This window comes from Chloracidobacterium sp. (genome assembly GCA_016711345.1).
GTDB lineage: Bacteria > Acidobacteriota > Blastocatellia > Pyrinomonadales > Pyrinomonadaceae > OLB17.
Genome location: JADJTD010000001.1, coordinates 3,085,879 through 3,101,825, shown reverse-complemented (window position 1 = coordinate 3,101,825; position 15,947 = coordinate 3,085,879). Strand labels below are relative to the sequence as shown.

The window sequence follows — 15,947 nt, the reverse complement described above, 5'->3', positions numbered from 1 at the left end:
CTACTGCTTCTGCAAGCCCGTTTTCGTTATTATCGAAGCTTCCTGATACTCGTCGTAATCAGTGTTTATTTCCCAAAGGTTATTTCCTTTGTTATTCAAAATATTCTCTGCCGCCAGCAACCCCATCAGGATCGAATGGTCTTGATTGTTGTACTTAAATGCTCCGTATCGCCCAATCGGCATCAAATTCTTTACGGTTTTCAAGTAGTCCTCGATCGGCTCTAAGATCTCTCTATAACCCATCGAATATATCGGATAGCACCGGTTAATTCTATAAACCTTGCCATCCAAGACCTCTGCATCGCCGATCAGTCCTGTCTGCCTGATCTCCTTTTTGCCCATCTCGATCAGATCGTCGTCGGGCATGTGCCACATTTCGTCTTCTTCCTGGCACCAGAACTCCATACACAAAATGGAAGTTTTTTCATCGCCGTACAGATACGGCACCCAATTCCGGAAGTTCGTAATTCGCCCGCAATTCAAAGATGGCGAATGAACATAAAGCCAATTGTCCTTGAACAGTTCCGTTGCATCAACGTTCAAATAAACCAGAATGGTGTTCCTGAACTTCAGCGAATTGGCCTTTTCCCTGATCGCATCCGGAGCCTCTTCGAGCCGTGAGACCAAAAGCGACAGCGGCATCGTCGAAACCACATAGTCAAATTTCAATTCCTCACCAGTCGTGAGCACCAAACCGGTAGCGGTCTCGTACTCCGTCACGACTTTCTCAACTCCGGTGTTAAGCCTAAGCTTGCCGCCATTGGCCTGAAACTTCTCGGCCATCAACTCATAGACCATTCCGGTTCCGCCGATCGGGTAAGCAAACTGATCGACCAGCGTCTTATGTTTGCCGCCGCCAAAGAATGCATTCTTTACCGCTTCCATCAACGAAAGCTTTTTGATCCGCTGTGCGGCAAAGTCTGCATCGAGCTCGGTACAACGTATTCCCCACAACTTTTCAGAGTAGGTCTTAAAAAAAACCTCAAAAAGCCTTTTACCAAAACGGCTCGTGACCCACGTTTCGAAGTCTCCGCGAACTTCCGTCGGCGACAATTTCTCTTTCAAATAGCTAAGAACACATCTGGTTGTTTCAAAAACCCCCAGTTTTGCAAAAGCATCAAGCGGCTTGAGCGGGTAATAGAAGAACCGGTTGTTATAAAAGATCCGGGTCAGCCTATCGACCATCTCATACTTATTCTCAACAACCTCAAGCCAAAATTCGTTCACCCTTGAATCGGATGAAAAAAATCTATGCGGCCCGATATCAACCTTTTGATCCCACAGCGTAATGCTCTTGGCAAGTCCGCCGACGCTGCCGCTTATTTCAAACAACGTGACCTCAACGTCCTTTTGCTTTGAGGCTTGATAGGCTGCGGTCATTCCGGCCGGACCGGCTCCGATGACTGCTACCTTTTTCAAATTACCGCCATTACTCATTCCCAAACCTAGCTCTTTGATCCGGGCGGGTCGGTCCGGTCGTATGTATATTCGACCTCATTCACATTTTCTTCGAAATCCTGCTGATGCCCGTGCACATTTGCCTCAGGCAACAGCGTTCTGACTTCAAATATCGAAATCATCGGCACAAACCTGACAAACAAGTAGATCAGTGTAAAGAAAAATCCGATCGTGCCAATGAACATTGACCAATCGAAAACCTGCGGACTGTACATCGCCCACGAAGACGGGAGAAAATCACGGTGCAGACTTGTTACGATAATAACGAAACGCTCAAGCCACATTCCGACGCTAACGACGATCGAGATCACGAAGAGCCAGAACTCACTTTCCCTGAACCGCTTGAACCACAAAAATTGGATCGAGATGCCGTTACAAAAGATAAGCAGCCAATACGACCACCAATACGGGCCTTCCCAGATTCGGTTCTTGACCATGAAGACTTCGTATTGCGAAGCGCTGTACCAGCCAAAAAAAGCCTCCATCGCGTAGCCGTAGACCACGATCAAACCGGTCGCGAGCATCACCTTGCCCATATAAACGAGGTGCGTATGCGTAATAAAATCCTTCATCCCGTACAAGTGACGCAGCGGGATACAAAGGATCAGAACCATCGCGAAGCCGGCAAAGATAGCACCGGCGACGAAGTACGGCGGAAAGATGGTAGCATGCCAGCCAGGCACCTGCGACACCGAGAAGTCTAATGACACGATCGAGTGAACTGAAAGCACAAGAGGTGTCGAAAGTCCGGCAAGGATCAAATATGTGATCTCATAACGATGCCAGTGTCTCGCCGAACCGCGCCAGCCCCATGACAAGGCTGCATAAACGAACTTGAAATATTTGTTCTTTGCCCTGTCGCGAAGCGTTGCTAGATCGGGTATTAAACCGACATACCAGAACAAGGCGGAAACCGTTGCATACGTAGAAACCGCGAAAACGTCCCAAATTAAAGGCGAGCGAAAATTGGGCCAGATGCCCATCGTATTCGGATACGGAAACAGCCAATACGCAGCCAGCCACGGACGCCCGGTGTGCAGAAGCGGAAACATAGCGGCGCAGGCGACAGCAAATAGGGTCATTGCCTCGGCAAAACGGTTGATTGACGTTCGCCACTTCTGATTAAGAAGCAGCAAAATGGCCGAGATCAACGTTCCGGCATGGCCAATACCGATCCACCAGACGAAATTGATAATGTCGAATGCCCAACCAACTGGTTGGTTGTTTCCCCAAATACCGATACCGTTCGCGAGAAGCCAAATGACCGAGAACAGAAGCATCTGTGCGATCATGAACGCAATACCGAACCCAATAAACCAATGGAACGGCGTTCGCTTCTTGAGCGTAACGTCGCTGATCTTGTCGGTGACGCTTGCCAAATTATGGTCGCCCTCGATCATGGCCGGGTGAAGCTTTTGTTGAAGGTCTTTGTCTTCGTTCAACATTTAGTGTTTTTCGCCTCCCGGTTTAGGCTTTGCCTCTTCAGTTCCATGGCCTTTTTGAACATGCGGCTTATAATCCGGCATTTCCTTGTTCTGGTTCTTCAGCCCTGCAAGGTATGTCGTTCGCGGCTGCGTATTCAACTCATTGAGCAGATTATAGTTGCGGTGATCCTTCTTCGCCTTCGCAACACGGCTGTTCGGATCACTTATGTCTCCAAAGATGATAGCGTCCGCCGGGCAAGCAGACTGACAAGCAGTCACGACCTCGCCGTCTCGTACTTTGCGACCATCCTTTTCAGCCTCGATACGTGCCTGCGAGATTCGCTGCGTGCAATATGTACACTTCTCCATCACACCACGACTACGGATCGAAACCTCCGGGTTTCGCATTAGCTTATATTGAGGGGTGTTCCAGTCCTGATAAAGCAGGAAATTAAAGCGGCGAACCTTATACGGACAGTTATTAGAACAGTATCGAGTTCCGACACAGCGGTTGTAGACCATGTCGTTAAGGCCTTCAGCACTGTGAACCGTAGCATGAACAGGACAGACGACTTCACACGGAGCCTGTTCGCACTGCTGGCAAAGCACCGGCTGGAAGTGAGGCCCGTCGGGATTCTCCATATCGCCTTCAAAGTAGGCGTCAATACGAAGCCAGTGCATTTCGCGGCTGCGATTGACCTGCTCCTTGCCCACGACCGGAATGTTGTTCTCTGATTGACACGCCAAAACACAAGCATTGCAGCCTACGCAGGAATTAATGTCGATCGACATTCCCCACCTGTAATTCTTTTCATAAACAGCCTGATGCTGTTCGTACGGATACATCGACTTGTCGTATTCGTTGTGCTGGTGGCCGTTTTTAATGCTCTCTTCGATCGTGTCGATATCCCAAACACGCAGCAGATCGCGGCCTTCCATATTGAAGTGGATCTGCGTCGACGCAATATCGGTCTGCTCACCCGTCACCTTGATGTCGCCGAAGCCGTGATCCATCGCATCCGAGCGGCGAATATCAAAAACGCTGTAGCCGATTCCGCTACCGACTTTTCCGGCACGCGTACGGCCATAACCCATGTAAATCGTCACAACACCGTCAGGCTGGCCCGGAGCGATCCACATCGGAACGGGCTTATCGACCTTGCCGCCCTGATATGTGAGCGTTACCAGATCAGAGAACTGGTTGCCGCCTTTTGTATTGATAAAGCTCCTGCCCTGAGCCCCGCCAGCAAATTCCCTCGCGTCGTTATCGACATTTATCTTAAGATCTGCGGCTGTTTTAGGGCTGATAAGGGCAACGTTGTCCCAGGTGATCTTGTTAAGCGGATTTGGCAATTCCTGCAGCCACCCGTTATTCACAAACCGACCGTCATAAACACACGGATCAGGCAAAATTGCGATCTCAAGACTACCAGATGCCGCAGTTTTTAGTTCTGGCTGACCCAAAAAGGTGGAATTTGCCGTCACCGGTTTCGGCACAGCGGCAGTGTTCGGTATGATACCGTCGTGGACCGCCTTTCGCCAATTGTCTTCAAAATTCTTTGGTGCAATTGCAGCGACCGGTACGCCAGTAGGCGACGCTGACGCTTTTAGGGCCTCTTTGCCGTCGTGTTGCTCTTTCGATTCCAGCTTATCTTCGGCCTTTGCAGGAGCCGCTGCTGCTGCCTTGATATCCTGCTTTTGCCAATATTCTTTTACAATGTCGAGATCTTTCTTATCAAAATTCTCTCTTAAGAAGAGCTGAACAACTTCGTGAATACTCTTTCCGTCATAAAGCGGCTGTATAAGCGGCTGAACGATAGAAGCCGTTCCGTCATATGCTCGAGCATCGCTCCAACCTTCGAGAAAATGCTTCTCTGCAACGTGCCAATGGCAATACTCAGCTGTTTCGTCGGAGTAAAGGCCTAAATGAATACAAAGCGGCACTTTAGCCATGCGCTCAGCATTTAACTTTAAGTCCGCTGGAGTGTTGTACATCGGATTTCCGCCCAAGATGGCAAGCATCTTGACACGGCCGCTATCGATATCACCAATAAGTTCGCGAAGCTGTTCGATCTGCAGTTTGTCTGAGTTTGGCGACAACGGTTCGGTGTAGACCACAGTCTCACCGGCATTTCCGAGAACACCATTAATAGCATGGGCAAGAGCGTGAACCAACGGAGACTGATTATCACCTGCAACAACCAGCGATTTGCCCTTGTGCGCCAACAGGTCTTTTGCGAGTCCTGCGATCCATGCCGCGTTTTCGGTGTATGTTGAATTCGCCCCCGAAACGCCGACCGCTTTGGCAATCGCCTTTGTAATTTCAGCTATTTGGCTCGGCTTGACGGCAATACGATGGTCCGCTTTTGCACCGGTCAAGCTGATCGTCGATTCGACGCAGTAAAGGCGGCTTATCTCTTTCTTCTCCTCCGAAAACGCCTTGCCCTTGCTGTAATCCTTAATGTAGGCAACGTTAAAGCCTGAAAAAATGTCCGCGTCTAGCGACAAAATTCGCTCTGCCTTATCAAACTTATAGACTGTATGCACCGGCGAGCCAAATGCCATCTTTGCTCCGGCCAGAGCGTTGTCTTTATTGATCGGCTCGTACTGTATCCATTTTGCATTGGGCAATTCGGCCTTAACTTTCGCAAACTGGTCGATCAGCGTTGGCGAAGTGACTGTTTCGGTCAAAAACCTAACTCCCGCACCGCCGTCCTTACGATTTTCTTCGACAGCGGCACGCACCTCATTCAAGAAAGCTTCCCAGGTCTTCGAGCCTCCACGGTAGGTAACTTCTTGCGAGCGGTCCGGGTCGTACATCCCGAGGATCGAAGCCTGAGCAAGCACGTCGGTCGCTCCGCGACTTCCAGGATGGCTTGGATTTCCTTCTATCTTTACCGGACGCCCCTCGTATGCTTTTGCCAGAAGACCTGTCGCGACTCCGCCAAGAGACATCGCCGTCGCGAAGAAATTAGCCTTTCCCGGCAACATTCCCTCGACGGGATGAACATACGGCACGATCTTTTCACTAGGCTGAATAACACATCCGCTAAGCCCCGCGAGAGCAAGCGAAGCTCCCATTACCTTTACAAAATTACGGCGGCTTAGGCTACTGTCCCACTCCTCGATCTCATGCGGATATTCCTCAGAAATGAAATCCCTGAACTCGGGTGTATCGGCATGTTCCTCGATACTACGCCAATACTCCTTCCCGTTAAGCGCCAAAATCTGGTCGCGAAGTGAGGCAAATGTTGTTTTGCTTGCTGGGCTGGGCATTATTATTCAGATTCCTCTCAAAATAAGCTCTATCTGTGACAGACTGAGCAACTCGTCATCATCTCTTTGCTTCTGATCTTATAATCGGCCTTCAATTGTTTGCGTTCTGCCGTGTCAAGGTCTCTGTCCTGCCACTGCATATTGTAGATCTCGGATTTCGGACGAATAAAATTCTCCGGAGCCCGGTGACATGCGATGCACCATTCCATTTGCAGCGTGCTTTCCTGGTAAACGGCAGGCATATTGTCTATTTGGCCGTGACAAGTCGAGCAACCAACACCTTTCGCTATGTGAATGCTGTGATTAAAATATGTATATTCCGGCAGATCGTGAACACGTTCCCATTCTATCGGCTTATTATCACGGAAACTTGCACGCACCAGCTCAAGATACGGCTGGTCTGCGAACAACTGGCTGTGACAATTCATACATGTCTGCGTCGACGGCATGCCTGCTGATCCGGTCGTCTCTACCGTCTGGTGACAATAGCGGCAATCAATGCCGTCATCTCCAACGTGATGCTTGTGGCTAAACTGCACCGGCTGCTGTTTTTCCACATACTGCCCCGTGAGATAAGATGAGCGGGCGAGCTGCGTAAAAGCAAAAAACGCAGTCGCACCGAGGATAGGCACCATGATCAAGCTGATCTTGGCGATATTATTTGCACTTTTATTAAAAAGTTGTGCCATCTTCTAGAATTCCCGCGGAGAATAATTTACAAAATTAGACCTCTCGCGCTTTCCATATCTTGAAACAGAAATGGAAAAAGGCCGAAGAACAAACGTATGACTTAAGATTGCGTACTGTAAACCGTAAATGATTTTACTAAAACTTCTAAAATCTGCAAATTGCACACAATAGAAAAATAACCGCGTTCCACATATCAAGCAATATATAACAACATAAGCCTTGTTAATAAGCAGAATAAATATTTTCGATTTCGGCTTATTACTCGGCCTGATGTGCAAGTAAGGCGGCTCCCGCAGCGGCTGCGTTTTCGCCGAGTTTGCCTTCTACGATCTTTGTAGAATCGAATGAAGGCCTGAACGAAAGCTCTTTTGATCGCTGGACGATACCATCCAGAACCAGATGCTTCGCCTTCATTATCTCGCCCCCAATAACAATCTTTTCTATATTGAGGAGATTGATCACACTCGCAACAGCACTTCCGACGTAGGCTCCCGTGCGCTGCAACATCATCTGGGCAAAATCGTCTTCCTTCAGCGCAGCTGTAATGATCGCGTCAAGCGTGATCGCTTCCTCATCGAGACTATTGAGAGACGATGTATTATCTTGATGAATTCGGCTGCGAATGCGGCGAATGATGTTGACGGTTGAGGCAACCTCTTCGAGTTTTGTTCCTTCGGAATCGATAGGCACATAGCCAAATTCTCCAGCAAAGCCCGCAGCACCACGCCATATTTCACCGTTCAGGATAAATGCTCCACCAACACCTTCGCCGAGCGTTATGTAAAAAAGGTTGCGACTTCCGCGTCCGGCACCTAGCACGAACTCACCGTAAGCAGCAGCATTTGCATCGTTTTCGATCACGGCCTCAATGCCGGCTGCAGAACGCATCTGACCAACAAGATCTATATCCGAATGTTCCGGAATTTGTGCCGAGAACGCTACCCTTTGAGCTTCTCTATCAACTAAACCAGGAAATGAAATGCCAGCACTAGTGAAATCGCCAAATTCCGCTTTCAGTTTCTTAACAAAACCTAGAAGCTGAGCAGCACGATCCTCTTCCTTTTCGACAGGTGACGAGAACGTCTTGGCGATCGCGTCTTTCTCATCAATCGAAACGGCGAGAAAATGCGAACTCGAAACCTCGATACCAACGCGATTGGATCTGTTTTCCATCGAACCTGTCATTAATTTGTTTGTGCAGAAAAAAATGCCGACGCTATTCGCGATTTTAGACACTGTAACTTGGAGTGTCAACCACTACGTTTTTTTCAACACGCCATAACCGGTAACTTTGACTGTATGAAACTGTAAAGTTACTCTTTTTAATACGATGCGGCTTATTGCCATCTCGATATGGAGCATCAGTTTTACGAACTAGTCGCAGAATTTGGCATCGTTGCCGTCTTTGCACTTTGCACGGTCGAAGGTGACATAACTCTCTTGATCGCCGGAACAATGGCGCACGGAGGCCTTTTCGGCGAGTGGGGATTTTTGTTGGTGTTGATCGCGGGTACGTTGGGCGGCGTCGTAGGCGATTGCTGCGGTTACGGAATAGGACGCATCTTTCACGAAAAGGCAAAAGACTATCGCTTCTACCAGGTAGCGCAGCCGCGAATCGAAAAATTAATTGAAAAATTTGGAAACTCAGCGATCATTATCTCAAAATACATTTACGGCATTCGCGTTGCGATGTGTGTATTTTACGGTGTTGGGCGAATGCCTTTTTTTCGATTCCTGAGTCTTAGTTTTATTAGCTGTCTTTTTTGGGTACTTCTGCTTTCCGGCACGGGTTATTTTTTTAGCGGGTTTGTTACATCGATAATCGGTGATTTTAAACAGATCGGCATCGCTCTGTTCATCATCGTCCTGGTCGGCGTTATTGTCTTTTATGTGATCGAAAGATTCTGGCTGTCCGAACGCGTTGAAGCCGCCAACCCCGAGACCATACAGAGGATCGAAGAAAAACTGCTAGCAGTCGAAGAAGTTGCAACCGAAAAGCTCCACGACCTTGGCGAACGCCTGCACCTAACGCGTGAACCAAATCGTGAAGAAAAAGTTGAAGAGAAAAAGAGAAAAGAAGAAGAAACAACAAGTCAGAACTACAAGCAATAGTATTTGCTTTTCCCCCACTACTGACTACTAACCGTTCACATATGATAATCGAATCCTCAGCCCCAACACGCGTTGACCTTGCCGGCGGCACAATCGATATTCCGCCGCTTTTTCTTTTTCATGAGGGTGCAGCGACGGTCAATTTTGCCGTAAGCCTCCTTGCGCATTGCCGCATCGAAACCCTAGCCGATGACCGCATCATTCTCGAATCGACCGATCAAAAAGAGAGTCTCGAAACCACTGTCGGCAAAATAGCTTCACTTAAAGACGAACTGCGTTTGAAGCTTCTCTCAAAACTCGTATATTTCTTTCGACCGGAAAAAGGCTTTAAGATGACGACTACATTGGAAGGACCTTCGAAAGCAGGTCTCGCTGGTTCGTCAACGCTTAATATCGCCTGCATCGGAGCCTTGAATAAACTTGTCGGCGATCGTTACAATCCCGAACGTTTTGTTCATATCGCCGCAAATGTCGAATGTCAGGTGATCGAAGTGCCGACCGGGTTTCAGGACTATTATTCAGCTCAATACGGCGGTGTTGCTTGCATTCATTTCGGCGCGGCGGGTATCCAACGCGAAAAGTTAGACATTGATATCGCGACGCTGGAAAGCCGCATCGCCGTCTGCTACGCTGGTGAACCGCACGACTCCGGCACCAACAATTGGGAGATCACAAAACGCCACATCGACGGCGACCGCGAGCTTTTTGAATTATTCGAAGGCATCCGCGACACGTCTTTAAAAATGCGTGAAGCTTTGATAGCGAATGACTGGAACGATGTCGGCCAGATCCTCGCCGAGGCTCATCCGCAACGTAAAAAACTTTCACCCAACATCACCACGCCGCAAATGGATCACTTAATTGACACCGCCCTCTCCAACGGAGCCATTGCCCCCAAGGTCTGCGGAGCCGGCGGCGGCGGCTGCATCGCATTCTACTGTGAAGAAGGCCGACGCCGTGATGTGGAAAAAGCCCTGAGCAATCAACCGGGCGCCAAGGTTTTGGAATGGCAAGCCCATCCACAAGGCTTGACCGTAAAAGTGACCTAACCCGCTGCATAAACGGCGAGCCAGCTTCAAAAAAACCCGCACTCGTATCAGAACCGGGAGCGATAGCGACTGGTTATTTTGCCGAAGCCTTACTAACCCGCCGGCCTCAGCATTTATTAAAGCAGTTCGATCTTTCCCTCAATGATTGCAACTCGCGGCTCGCCCTCATTGAACACTATCCGCTCAAACGATATCGGCGACACGGAACCAGATGCGCCAACTGTAGTAAATCTCAGATTCAGCAGAAGGCCGTTTTCTTCTATCGGATACGCTCCGTAAACAACAACCCTCAAAAGCCCCGGTTCCGTTGCATTTGTCACGACCGAAAGCCTGCGGCTGACTGTTCCATTCACATCAACCCCATCACCAACCGGCTGTATCACCGAAGGATCATACCTGAGATCAAATTCATAAGAGATCACGCCTTTGTTAGCAATACCTTCGACTGTCACGGGAACAACGATCTCTTTATCAACAGATCCAACAACCGAAGGTAATTCAACCGCAATACCCCTTTCCGGCCCGCTGCCTTCTACTTCTGCCAACTGCCTACCGTTAAAAGGCCTCGCCGCCGTCGGATTCCAGTTACCTGTGACCTCGCCGACAAGAATGCCGATGTAGTCCTGGCCCGTCTGAACACCTATCGGGTCGGCGTAACTTCGAGTCGTCGGTGATGCTCCGATCGGGAACGTCGGCTCTGTTAAGCTCGGAACGAAGAATCTCCACTGGCCTGCCAAACCTATTGGCGGCCCAAGCCCTGAAACAAACCTTGCGATCTGTGCCGCATCGGTTGAAGAGAGTGCTCCGTTGTTCGTCACGTCCGCCGCGATCCTCTGCCGGTCGTTGGTGATAAGCGAAACACCCGAAACATGCTGAGCGATCCTCGCCGCATCGGCTGACGAGACGCCGTTCTGCCCCGTTGTCTTAGTTACACCAATCGTATAGTTTCCTGTACCAAAACCTGTAAGCGTGTATTGCCCCGCAGTTCCGCCCGGCGCGTCAGTCACCGTCGTAACAAGGGGTGAACCAACCGTACTCGCTACCGTCGCATTAGAGATGAACTTCGTAGTCGGCGACGCCGGATTGCCGTACGTGACCGTTCCGCTGATCGAAGGCGTTTCCGCAGGTGTTGGTGTTGCCGTCGCTGTCGCTGTCGGAGTAGCGGCGGTGACTACTGTGAAACAAGCGGAGAATTCACTGGTGTTTCCAAAGGCCGAACCATCGGTGGCCGTGGCGGTAATGCTGTTGCCGGCGTTTAGGGCCGCTGGCGCAAAACCAAATGGCGTTACGTTGCCCAAGGAGTCAGTGTTGGATGTGGTGATAGACCCGAGCCATATCTGGCCCTCGCCATTGCCAGAACCGTCGCATGCTGTGTTCTCGAAGAAATCGATGCGATAGCCTGTTGTGCTGTTCGGAGTGGTGTTCAAAGTTCCAGTAATTATCGGTGTGTCACCGGAAACGGCGCTAGTAATGACCGGGAAATTCTGAAGGTTGTTTGCACCCGGGTCTGGGTCGTCGGTGTCGTTCGCCGTGACGCCGTCAACTCCGAGGTCTATTCCCAGTCCGCCGTTTGAGCGAATGAAATTACTCTTGATCGCGTTGCCTGTGCCGCTTAAGGCAAAAACGCCATCCAGAGCATTCGAACCGATAATATTGCACGAATTATTGCAGATTCCGCCTGTTACATCAGTTCCGCCAAGCGTGTTGGAGATACCGGCATTGAAGAAAACACCATGGCCGCCGTTGCCGAGGCCAGCGCCGGTTGAGCTGGTTCCAATCATGTTGCCTCGGATCAAATTTGCAGTGGTTGACACATTGAGCAGTTCGACTCCGTCCCCGTTGTTGCCTGAAATAACATTGCCGGGCGCCGTTCCGGCCGCAGCAGAAAGGCCCCCGATATTGTTGCTACTGGCTCCAACGGTGATCAGAACACCGTTGCTCGTGTTGCCGAGATCGAGTGTCCCTGTGATATCGGTGCCGATGTAGTTGCTCGCGATCGAATTGCTGACCGCCGCTCCGGCATTGATCTGGATGCCATTGGCGTCATTGCCGGAAATGATGTTTCGCAGTTCGGCGGTTGCTCCGCCGATAGTGTTGCTTGCGCCTGCGACGATGACTCCATCACCCGAGTTGCCGAGATCGGTTGTTCCGCTCGCGTTCAAGCCGATGATGTTGCCCTGAACCTGATTCGATCCGGAACCGATGTTCACGCCCTGCGCGTTGTTGCCGGAGATGACGTTACCCGCAGCGGTGCCGGGAGTTGCGGTCGTGCCGCCAATGGTGTTGCCAGAGGCATTCACCAGAACGCCGGCGGTGATGTTACCAAGGTCGGCGGTACCCGACGAATTCGTGCCTATATAGTTGCCTTGAACGAGATTACCGGTCGATGCCGCAACGCTAATCTGAACGCCGGCCTGGGCGTTATTGCTGATGATATTGCGCCCGGATGCTAAGGTGCTGCCAATGATGTTATTGGGCGAGTCTTCGATCCAAATGCCGTTGATAGCGTTGCCCGCGCCGGTCGCGATCGTTCCGTTTGCCTGCAGGCCGACGATATTGCCGCGCACCGACATTGCGGTAGACGTCGCGCCGGAAATGTAGATCCCTTGCTGACCGTTGCCTGAAATGACGTTTCCGGGAGCCGCACCAGCCGTCGTCGTTGTGCCGCCGATAACCGTGCTGTCCGAACCGCTTAGAATGCGCACGCCGCTGCCCGCATTGCCGACATCCGTCGTACCGTTGCTTCCCAGCCCGATATAATTACCAAGTATCTGATTGCCGTCCGCTGCTTCGCCGGTGATCTCGACGCCGTCGTGGAAACCGTTGACGCCATTACCGGAAATGATATTTCGCAAATCAGCAGTCGTGCCGCCGATAACGTTGTTAGGCGAACCGTTGATCAAAATGCCGTTTTGGTCGTTACTCGCTGAGGCTGTGCCCGCTGCATTTGTGCCGATGTAGCAGCCGGTTATTGTATTGCCGCCCGCGACTGCCGTGATCTGTATGCCGTCGCCGCCAAAGTTATTGATGATCAAAGCTCGAATAGTTGAGCCGCCTGCCGTGATGCTCAGGCCATCAATACTGCCGCCAGCGGATGTGCCGTTTAATTCTATAAGCGGTGTACCCGAAAAGCCGGGCTGTGTCGTTCCGTCGATCGTCACTGCCTCGGTAATTACTGGAAGGGCCGACAACGGGCTGATCGTCTGCACACCCGCCCCAACAATGTTAAAAGTGATAGTGTCACCTCCCGGTGTGGTATTTGCACAGTTCAACGCGTCGCGCAAACTTCCAGAGCCGCTGTCATTCGTATTTGTCACAACAGTGCAAGGTCCTGCAGTGGGCGTCGGCGTTGGAGTGTTTGTGGATGTACTCGTCGGCGTAAGTGTCGGAGTGTTCGTCTGCGTAGCCGTGGCAGTGTTGGTAGGTGTATTTGTCGTCGTCGCAGTCGGCCCGGCAACAAGGAACGCATTCCGCACCGATTCCGCAATGCTCTCCGAACCATTAAAAGCTCCGCTGCGATAATAACCGCGGGCGCGGATGTAAATGTTCTGTCCTGTCGAGAGGTTCAAACCTGTCAGCGACCAAGTGTCTCCCGTGGCCGTGCCATTGCCCAACGGAGTGTAGTTCACGTTGTCGGTTGACGACTCAAAAGTGACGCGCTCGAGTTGCGGACTCGATCCGCTGCGTGTCCACGTAACGGTTGTTTGCGTGACGGCCAGGTTTTGCAGCGCAGCAGCTGCGTTGCTCAACCGGGCAAAAAGGTTTCGAGGCTGTCCGCCAATGCTGCTGAAGTTGCCACCGGTTAAAATCTTGCCGTCGGATTGCACGGCCACTGAATAGACACCACCGTTCGCGCTCGGGTCGAACGAATCAGCCAACCCTGTTATAGAGTCGAGGCGTGCTATGCCGTTGCGCGTCTGTCCGCCGATGCTGGAGAAAAGGCCGCCCGCTAATATAGTGGCGTCCGCCTGCATCGCAATTGTCATAACACTAAAGTTTGCAGATGGGTTCCACGAATCAGCCGCTCCAGTAACGGCATCGAGCCGGGCGATGTAATTGCGCGACTGTCCACCGATGCCAGTGAAAAATCCGCCCGCTAGTATCTTACCGTCCTGCTGCACGGCGATAGAATTAACCTCAGGCTCACTCACACGGAACGCGTTCGGGGTAAACGAATCAGCCGCTCCAGTAACTGCATCGAGCCGGGCAATGTTGTTGCGAGTCTCTCCGCCGATAGTGTTGAAAAATCCACCCACCAGAATCTTTCCATCTGCTTGTATCTTGATTGGCTGGACAAAAGGAATTGGTATGCTGTCGGTTGCGTTTGGATCAAACGAATCTGTCAGTCCGCTCACCGGATCGACTCGGGCGATACGGTTGCGCGTCACTCCTCCGATGGTGTAAAAAACACCGCCCAAAACGACCTTACCGTCTGTTTGCACCGCGATTGAAAAGACAGCGTCGTTCGCATTCGGGTTAAACGAATCTGCCAACCCTGTTGCAGTATCGAGCCGGGCGATACGGTTGCGGGTCTGTCCACCGATGCTAGTGAAAGTACCACCCACCAAGATCTTGCCATCCGGCTGCACCACAATTGAAAAGACCTGTCCGGCAGCGTTCGGATTGAAGGTGGTGTCTAGCGTTCCATCGGTGTTTAATCGCGCAATGTTATTGCGCATAACGCCAAAAACCTGGGTAAAAGTGCCGCCAATGAGAATCTTGCCGTCTGGCTGCACTGCGAGGGCATAAATAATTTGGCCAACGGCGCTCAGATTCAGGGTTCGATCAAGCCGTCCGTCAATTTCCAGACGGGCGATATAGTTTCGCGTCAGTGGCGCTCCGCCGAAGTTCGGATCAAACGTAGTAAAATCCCCGCCTGCCAAGATCTTGCCGTCCGGCTGCACCGCGATCGAACGGATTCCACCATCCCCGTTCGGGTTAAACGAATCTGCAAGGCCGGTAGAAGGATCAAGCCGGGAGATGCCGACGCGTAACTGTCCGCCGATGCTGCCGAAATCACCGCCCACCAAGACCTCGCCGTCCGGCTGCACGACGATTGTACTGACAATGTTGTTCGGGTTCGGGTTGAACGAATCTGCCAGCCCCGTGGCCGCATCCAGTCGCGCAATGTGGTTGCGCGGCTGTCCGCCGATGTTTGTAAAAACGCCGCCCGCTAAGACCTTACCATCCGCCTGCACCGCAATTGCACTGACACCAAAGGATCCGGGGCTTACGTTCGGATTGAATGAATCGGCGAGCCCCGTCGTTGGGTCGAGGCGGGCCATGTGACTGCGCGCCTGTCCGCCGATGCTGCTAAAAGTGCCGCCTACCAATATTTTACCGTCTGACTGCAAGACAATGACACCTACCCCGAAACCGCTTACAGCCGGGTTGAACGAATCCGCCGTCCCGTCCGGGTTGAGCCGTGCTATGCGGCTGCGCGTTTGCCCGCCAATACTGCCGAAATCGCCGCCCACCAAAATCTGGCCGTCCGCCTGGACTGCGGCCGTGTAGACCTGAGCGTCAGCGTTCGGGTTGAACAGATCGGCCTGTCCGGTAACAGCATCCAGACGCGCAATGCGATTGCGCGTCTGTCCCCCGATGCTGTTCACTCCGTTAAAACTGCCGCCGACAAGGATCTTCCCGTCCGCCTGCAGCGCAATGGCTCCCACAAACGCCGAAGCGTTCGGGTCGAAGAGCGTGTCCACCGTCCCGTCGGGATTCAGCCTTGCGATGCGGTTCCGTGATATACCTTTTACCATAGTGAAATCGCCGCCAATAAGGATCTTGCCATCCGGCTGCACCACCACGATCTGAACTATACCGTTGGCGTTCGGGTCAAAACCGTCGAGCGCGGATTGCGCTCGAACAGCCAACGCAATGTTAAACATCAAAAATATAGTTACAGTGACGACATAAAATTTCTTGTTCATAGTTT

General features: G+C 51.5%; 8 protein-coding genes. 2 read left to right on the top strand and 6 right to left on the bottom strand.

Annotation, left to right across the window (positions count from 1 at the left end):
- The 5 genes from IPL32_12810 to IPL32_12790 form a co-directional block, all read right to left on the bottom strand.
- Positions 1-1,437 (bottom strand): FAD-dependent oxidoreductase, encoded by a 1,437-nt coding sequence (locus tag IPL32_12810; protein MBK8466702.1) that lies wholly within the window; start codon positions 1,435-1,437, stop codon positions 1-3.
- An 8-nt stretch (positions 1,438-1,445) separates the two neighbouring features.
- On the bottom strand, positions 1,446-2,903 hold the full coding sequence (gene nrfD, locus IPL32_12805; GenBank protein MBK8466701.1) for a polysulfide reductase NrfD: 1,458 nt from the start codon (positions 2,901-2,903) through the stop codon (positions 1,446-1,448).
- On the bottom strand, positions 2,904-6,158 hold the full coding sequence (locus tag IPL32_12800; GenBank protein ID MBK8466700.1) for a TAT-variant-translocated molybdopterin oxidoreductase: 3,255 nt from the start codon (positions 6,156-6,158) through the stop codon (positions 2,904-2,906).
- Positions 6,159-6,187: 29 nt separating this feature from the next.
- Entirely contained in the window at positions 6,188-6,847 is a 660-nt protein-coding gene (locus IPL32_12795) for a cytochrome c3 family protein (protein ID MBK8466699.1), read from the bottom strand.
- A gap of 259 nt (positions 6,848-7,106) precedes the next feature.
- Positions 7,107-8,021: an ROK family protein gene (locus IPL32_12790; protein ID MBK8466698.1), complete on the bottom strand. Its 915-nt coding sequence runs from the start codon at positions 8,019-8,021 to the stop codon at positions 7,107-7,109.
- Positions 8,022-8,201: 180 nt separating this feature from the next.
- On the opposite strand from IPL32_12790, the gene IPL32_12785 reads away from it, so the two are divergent.
- Both IPL32_12785 and IPL32_12780 read left to right on the top strand, forming a co-directional pair.
- Positions 8,202-8,960, top strand: coding sequence for a DedA family protein (locus IPL32_12785; protein MBK8466697.1), 759 nt, complete (start codon positions 8,202-8,204; stop codon positions 8,958-8,960).
- 41 nt (positions 8,961-9,001) lie between these two features.
- Positions 9,002-10,009 (top strand): hypothetical protein, encoded by a 1,008-nt coding sequence (locus tag IPL32_12780; GenBank protein ID MBK8466696.1) that lies wholly within the window; start codon positions 9,002-9,004, stop codon positions 10,007-10,009.
- Between the two features lie 116 nt (positions 10,010-10,125).
- On the opposite strand, the gene IPL32_12775 is transcribed toward IPL32_12780, so the two are convergent.
- Positions 10,126-15,942 carry a hypothetical protein gene (locus tag IPL32_12775; protein MBK8466695.1) on the bottom strand — a complete coding sequence of 1,939 codons (5,817 nt, stop codon included), beginning with the start codon at positions 15,940-15,942 and terminating at the stop codon, positions 10,126-10,128.
- Positions 15,943-15,947 lie beyond the last annotated feature (5 nt).

Bases quoted from the DNA above. Each gene is read 5' to 3' on its own strand.
- IPL32_12810 (MBK8466702.1), bottom strand. From the start codon at position 1,437: ATGAGTAATGGCGGTAATTTGAAAAAGGTAGCAGTCATCGGAGCCGGT.
- nrfD (MBK8466701.1), bottom strand. From the start codon at position 2,903: ATGTTGAACGAAGACAAAGACCTTCAACAAAAGCTTCACCCGGCCATG.
- IPL32_12800 (MBK8466700.1), bottom strand. From the start codon at position 6,158: ATGCCCAGCCCAGCAAGCAAAACAACATTTGCCTCACTTCGCGACCAG.
- IPL32_12795 (MBK8466699.1), bottom strand. From the start codon at position 6,847: ATGGCACAACTTTTTAATAAAAGTGCAAATAATATCGCCAAGATCAGC.
- IPL32_12790 (MBK8466698.1), bottom strand. From the start codon at position 8,021: ATGGAAAACAGATCCAATCGCGTTGGTATCGAGGTTTCGAGTTCGCAT.
- IPL32_12785 (MBK8466697.1), top strand. From the start codon at position 8,202: ATGGAGCATCAGTTTTACGAACTAGTCGCAGAATTTGGCATCGTTGCC.
- IPL32_12780 (MBK8466696.1), top strand. From the start codon at position 9,002: ATGATAATCGAATCCTCAGCCCCAACACGCGTTGACCTTGCCGGCGGC.
- IPL32_12775 (MBK8466695.1), bottom strand. From the start codon at position 15,942: ATGAACAAGAAATTTTATGTCGTCACTGTAACTATATTTTTGATGTTT.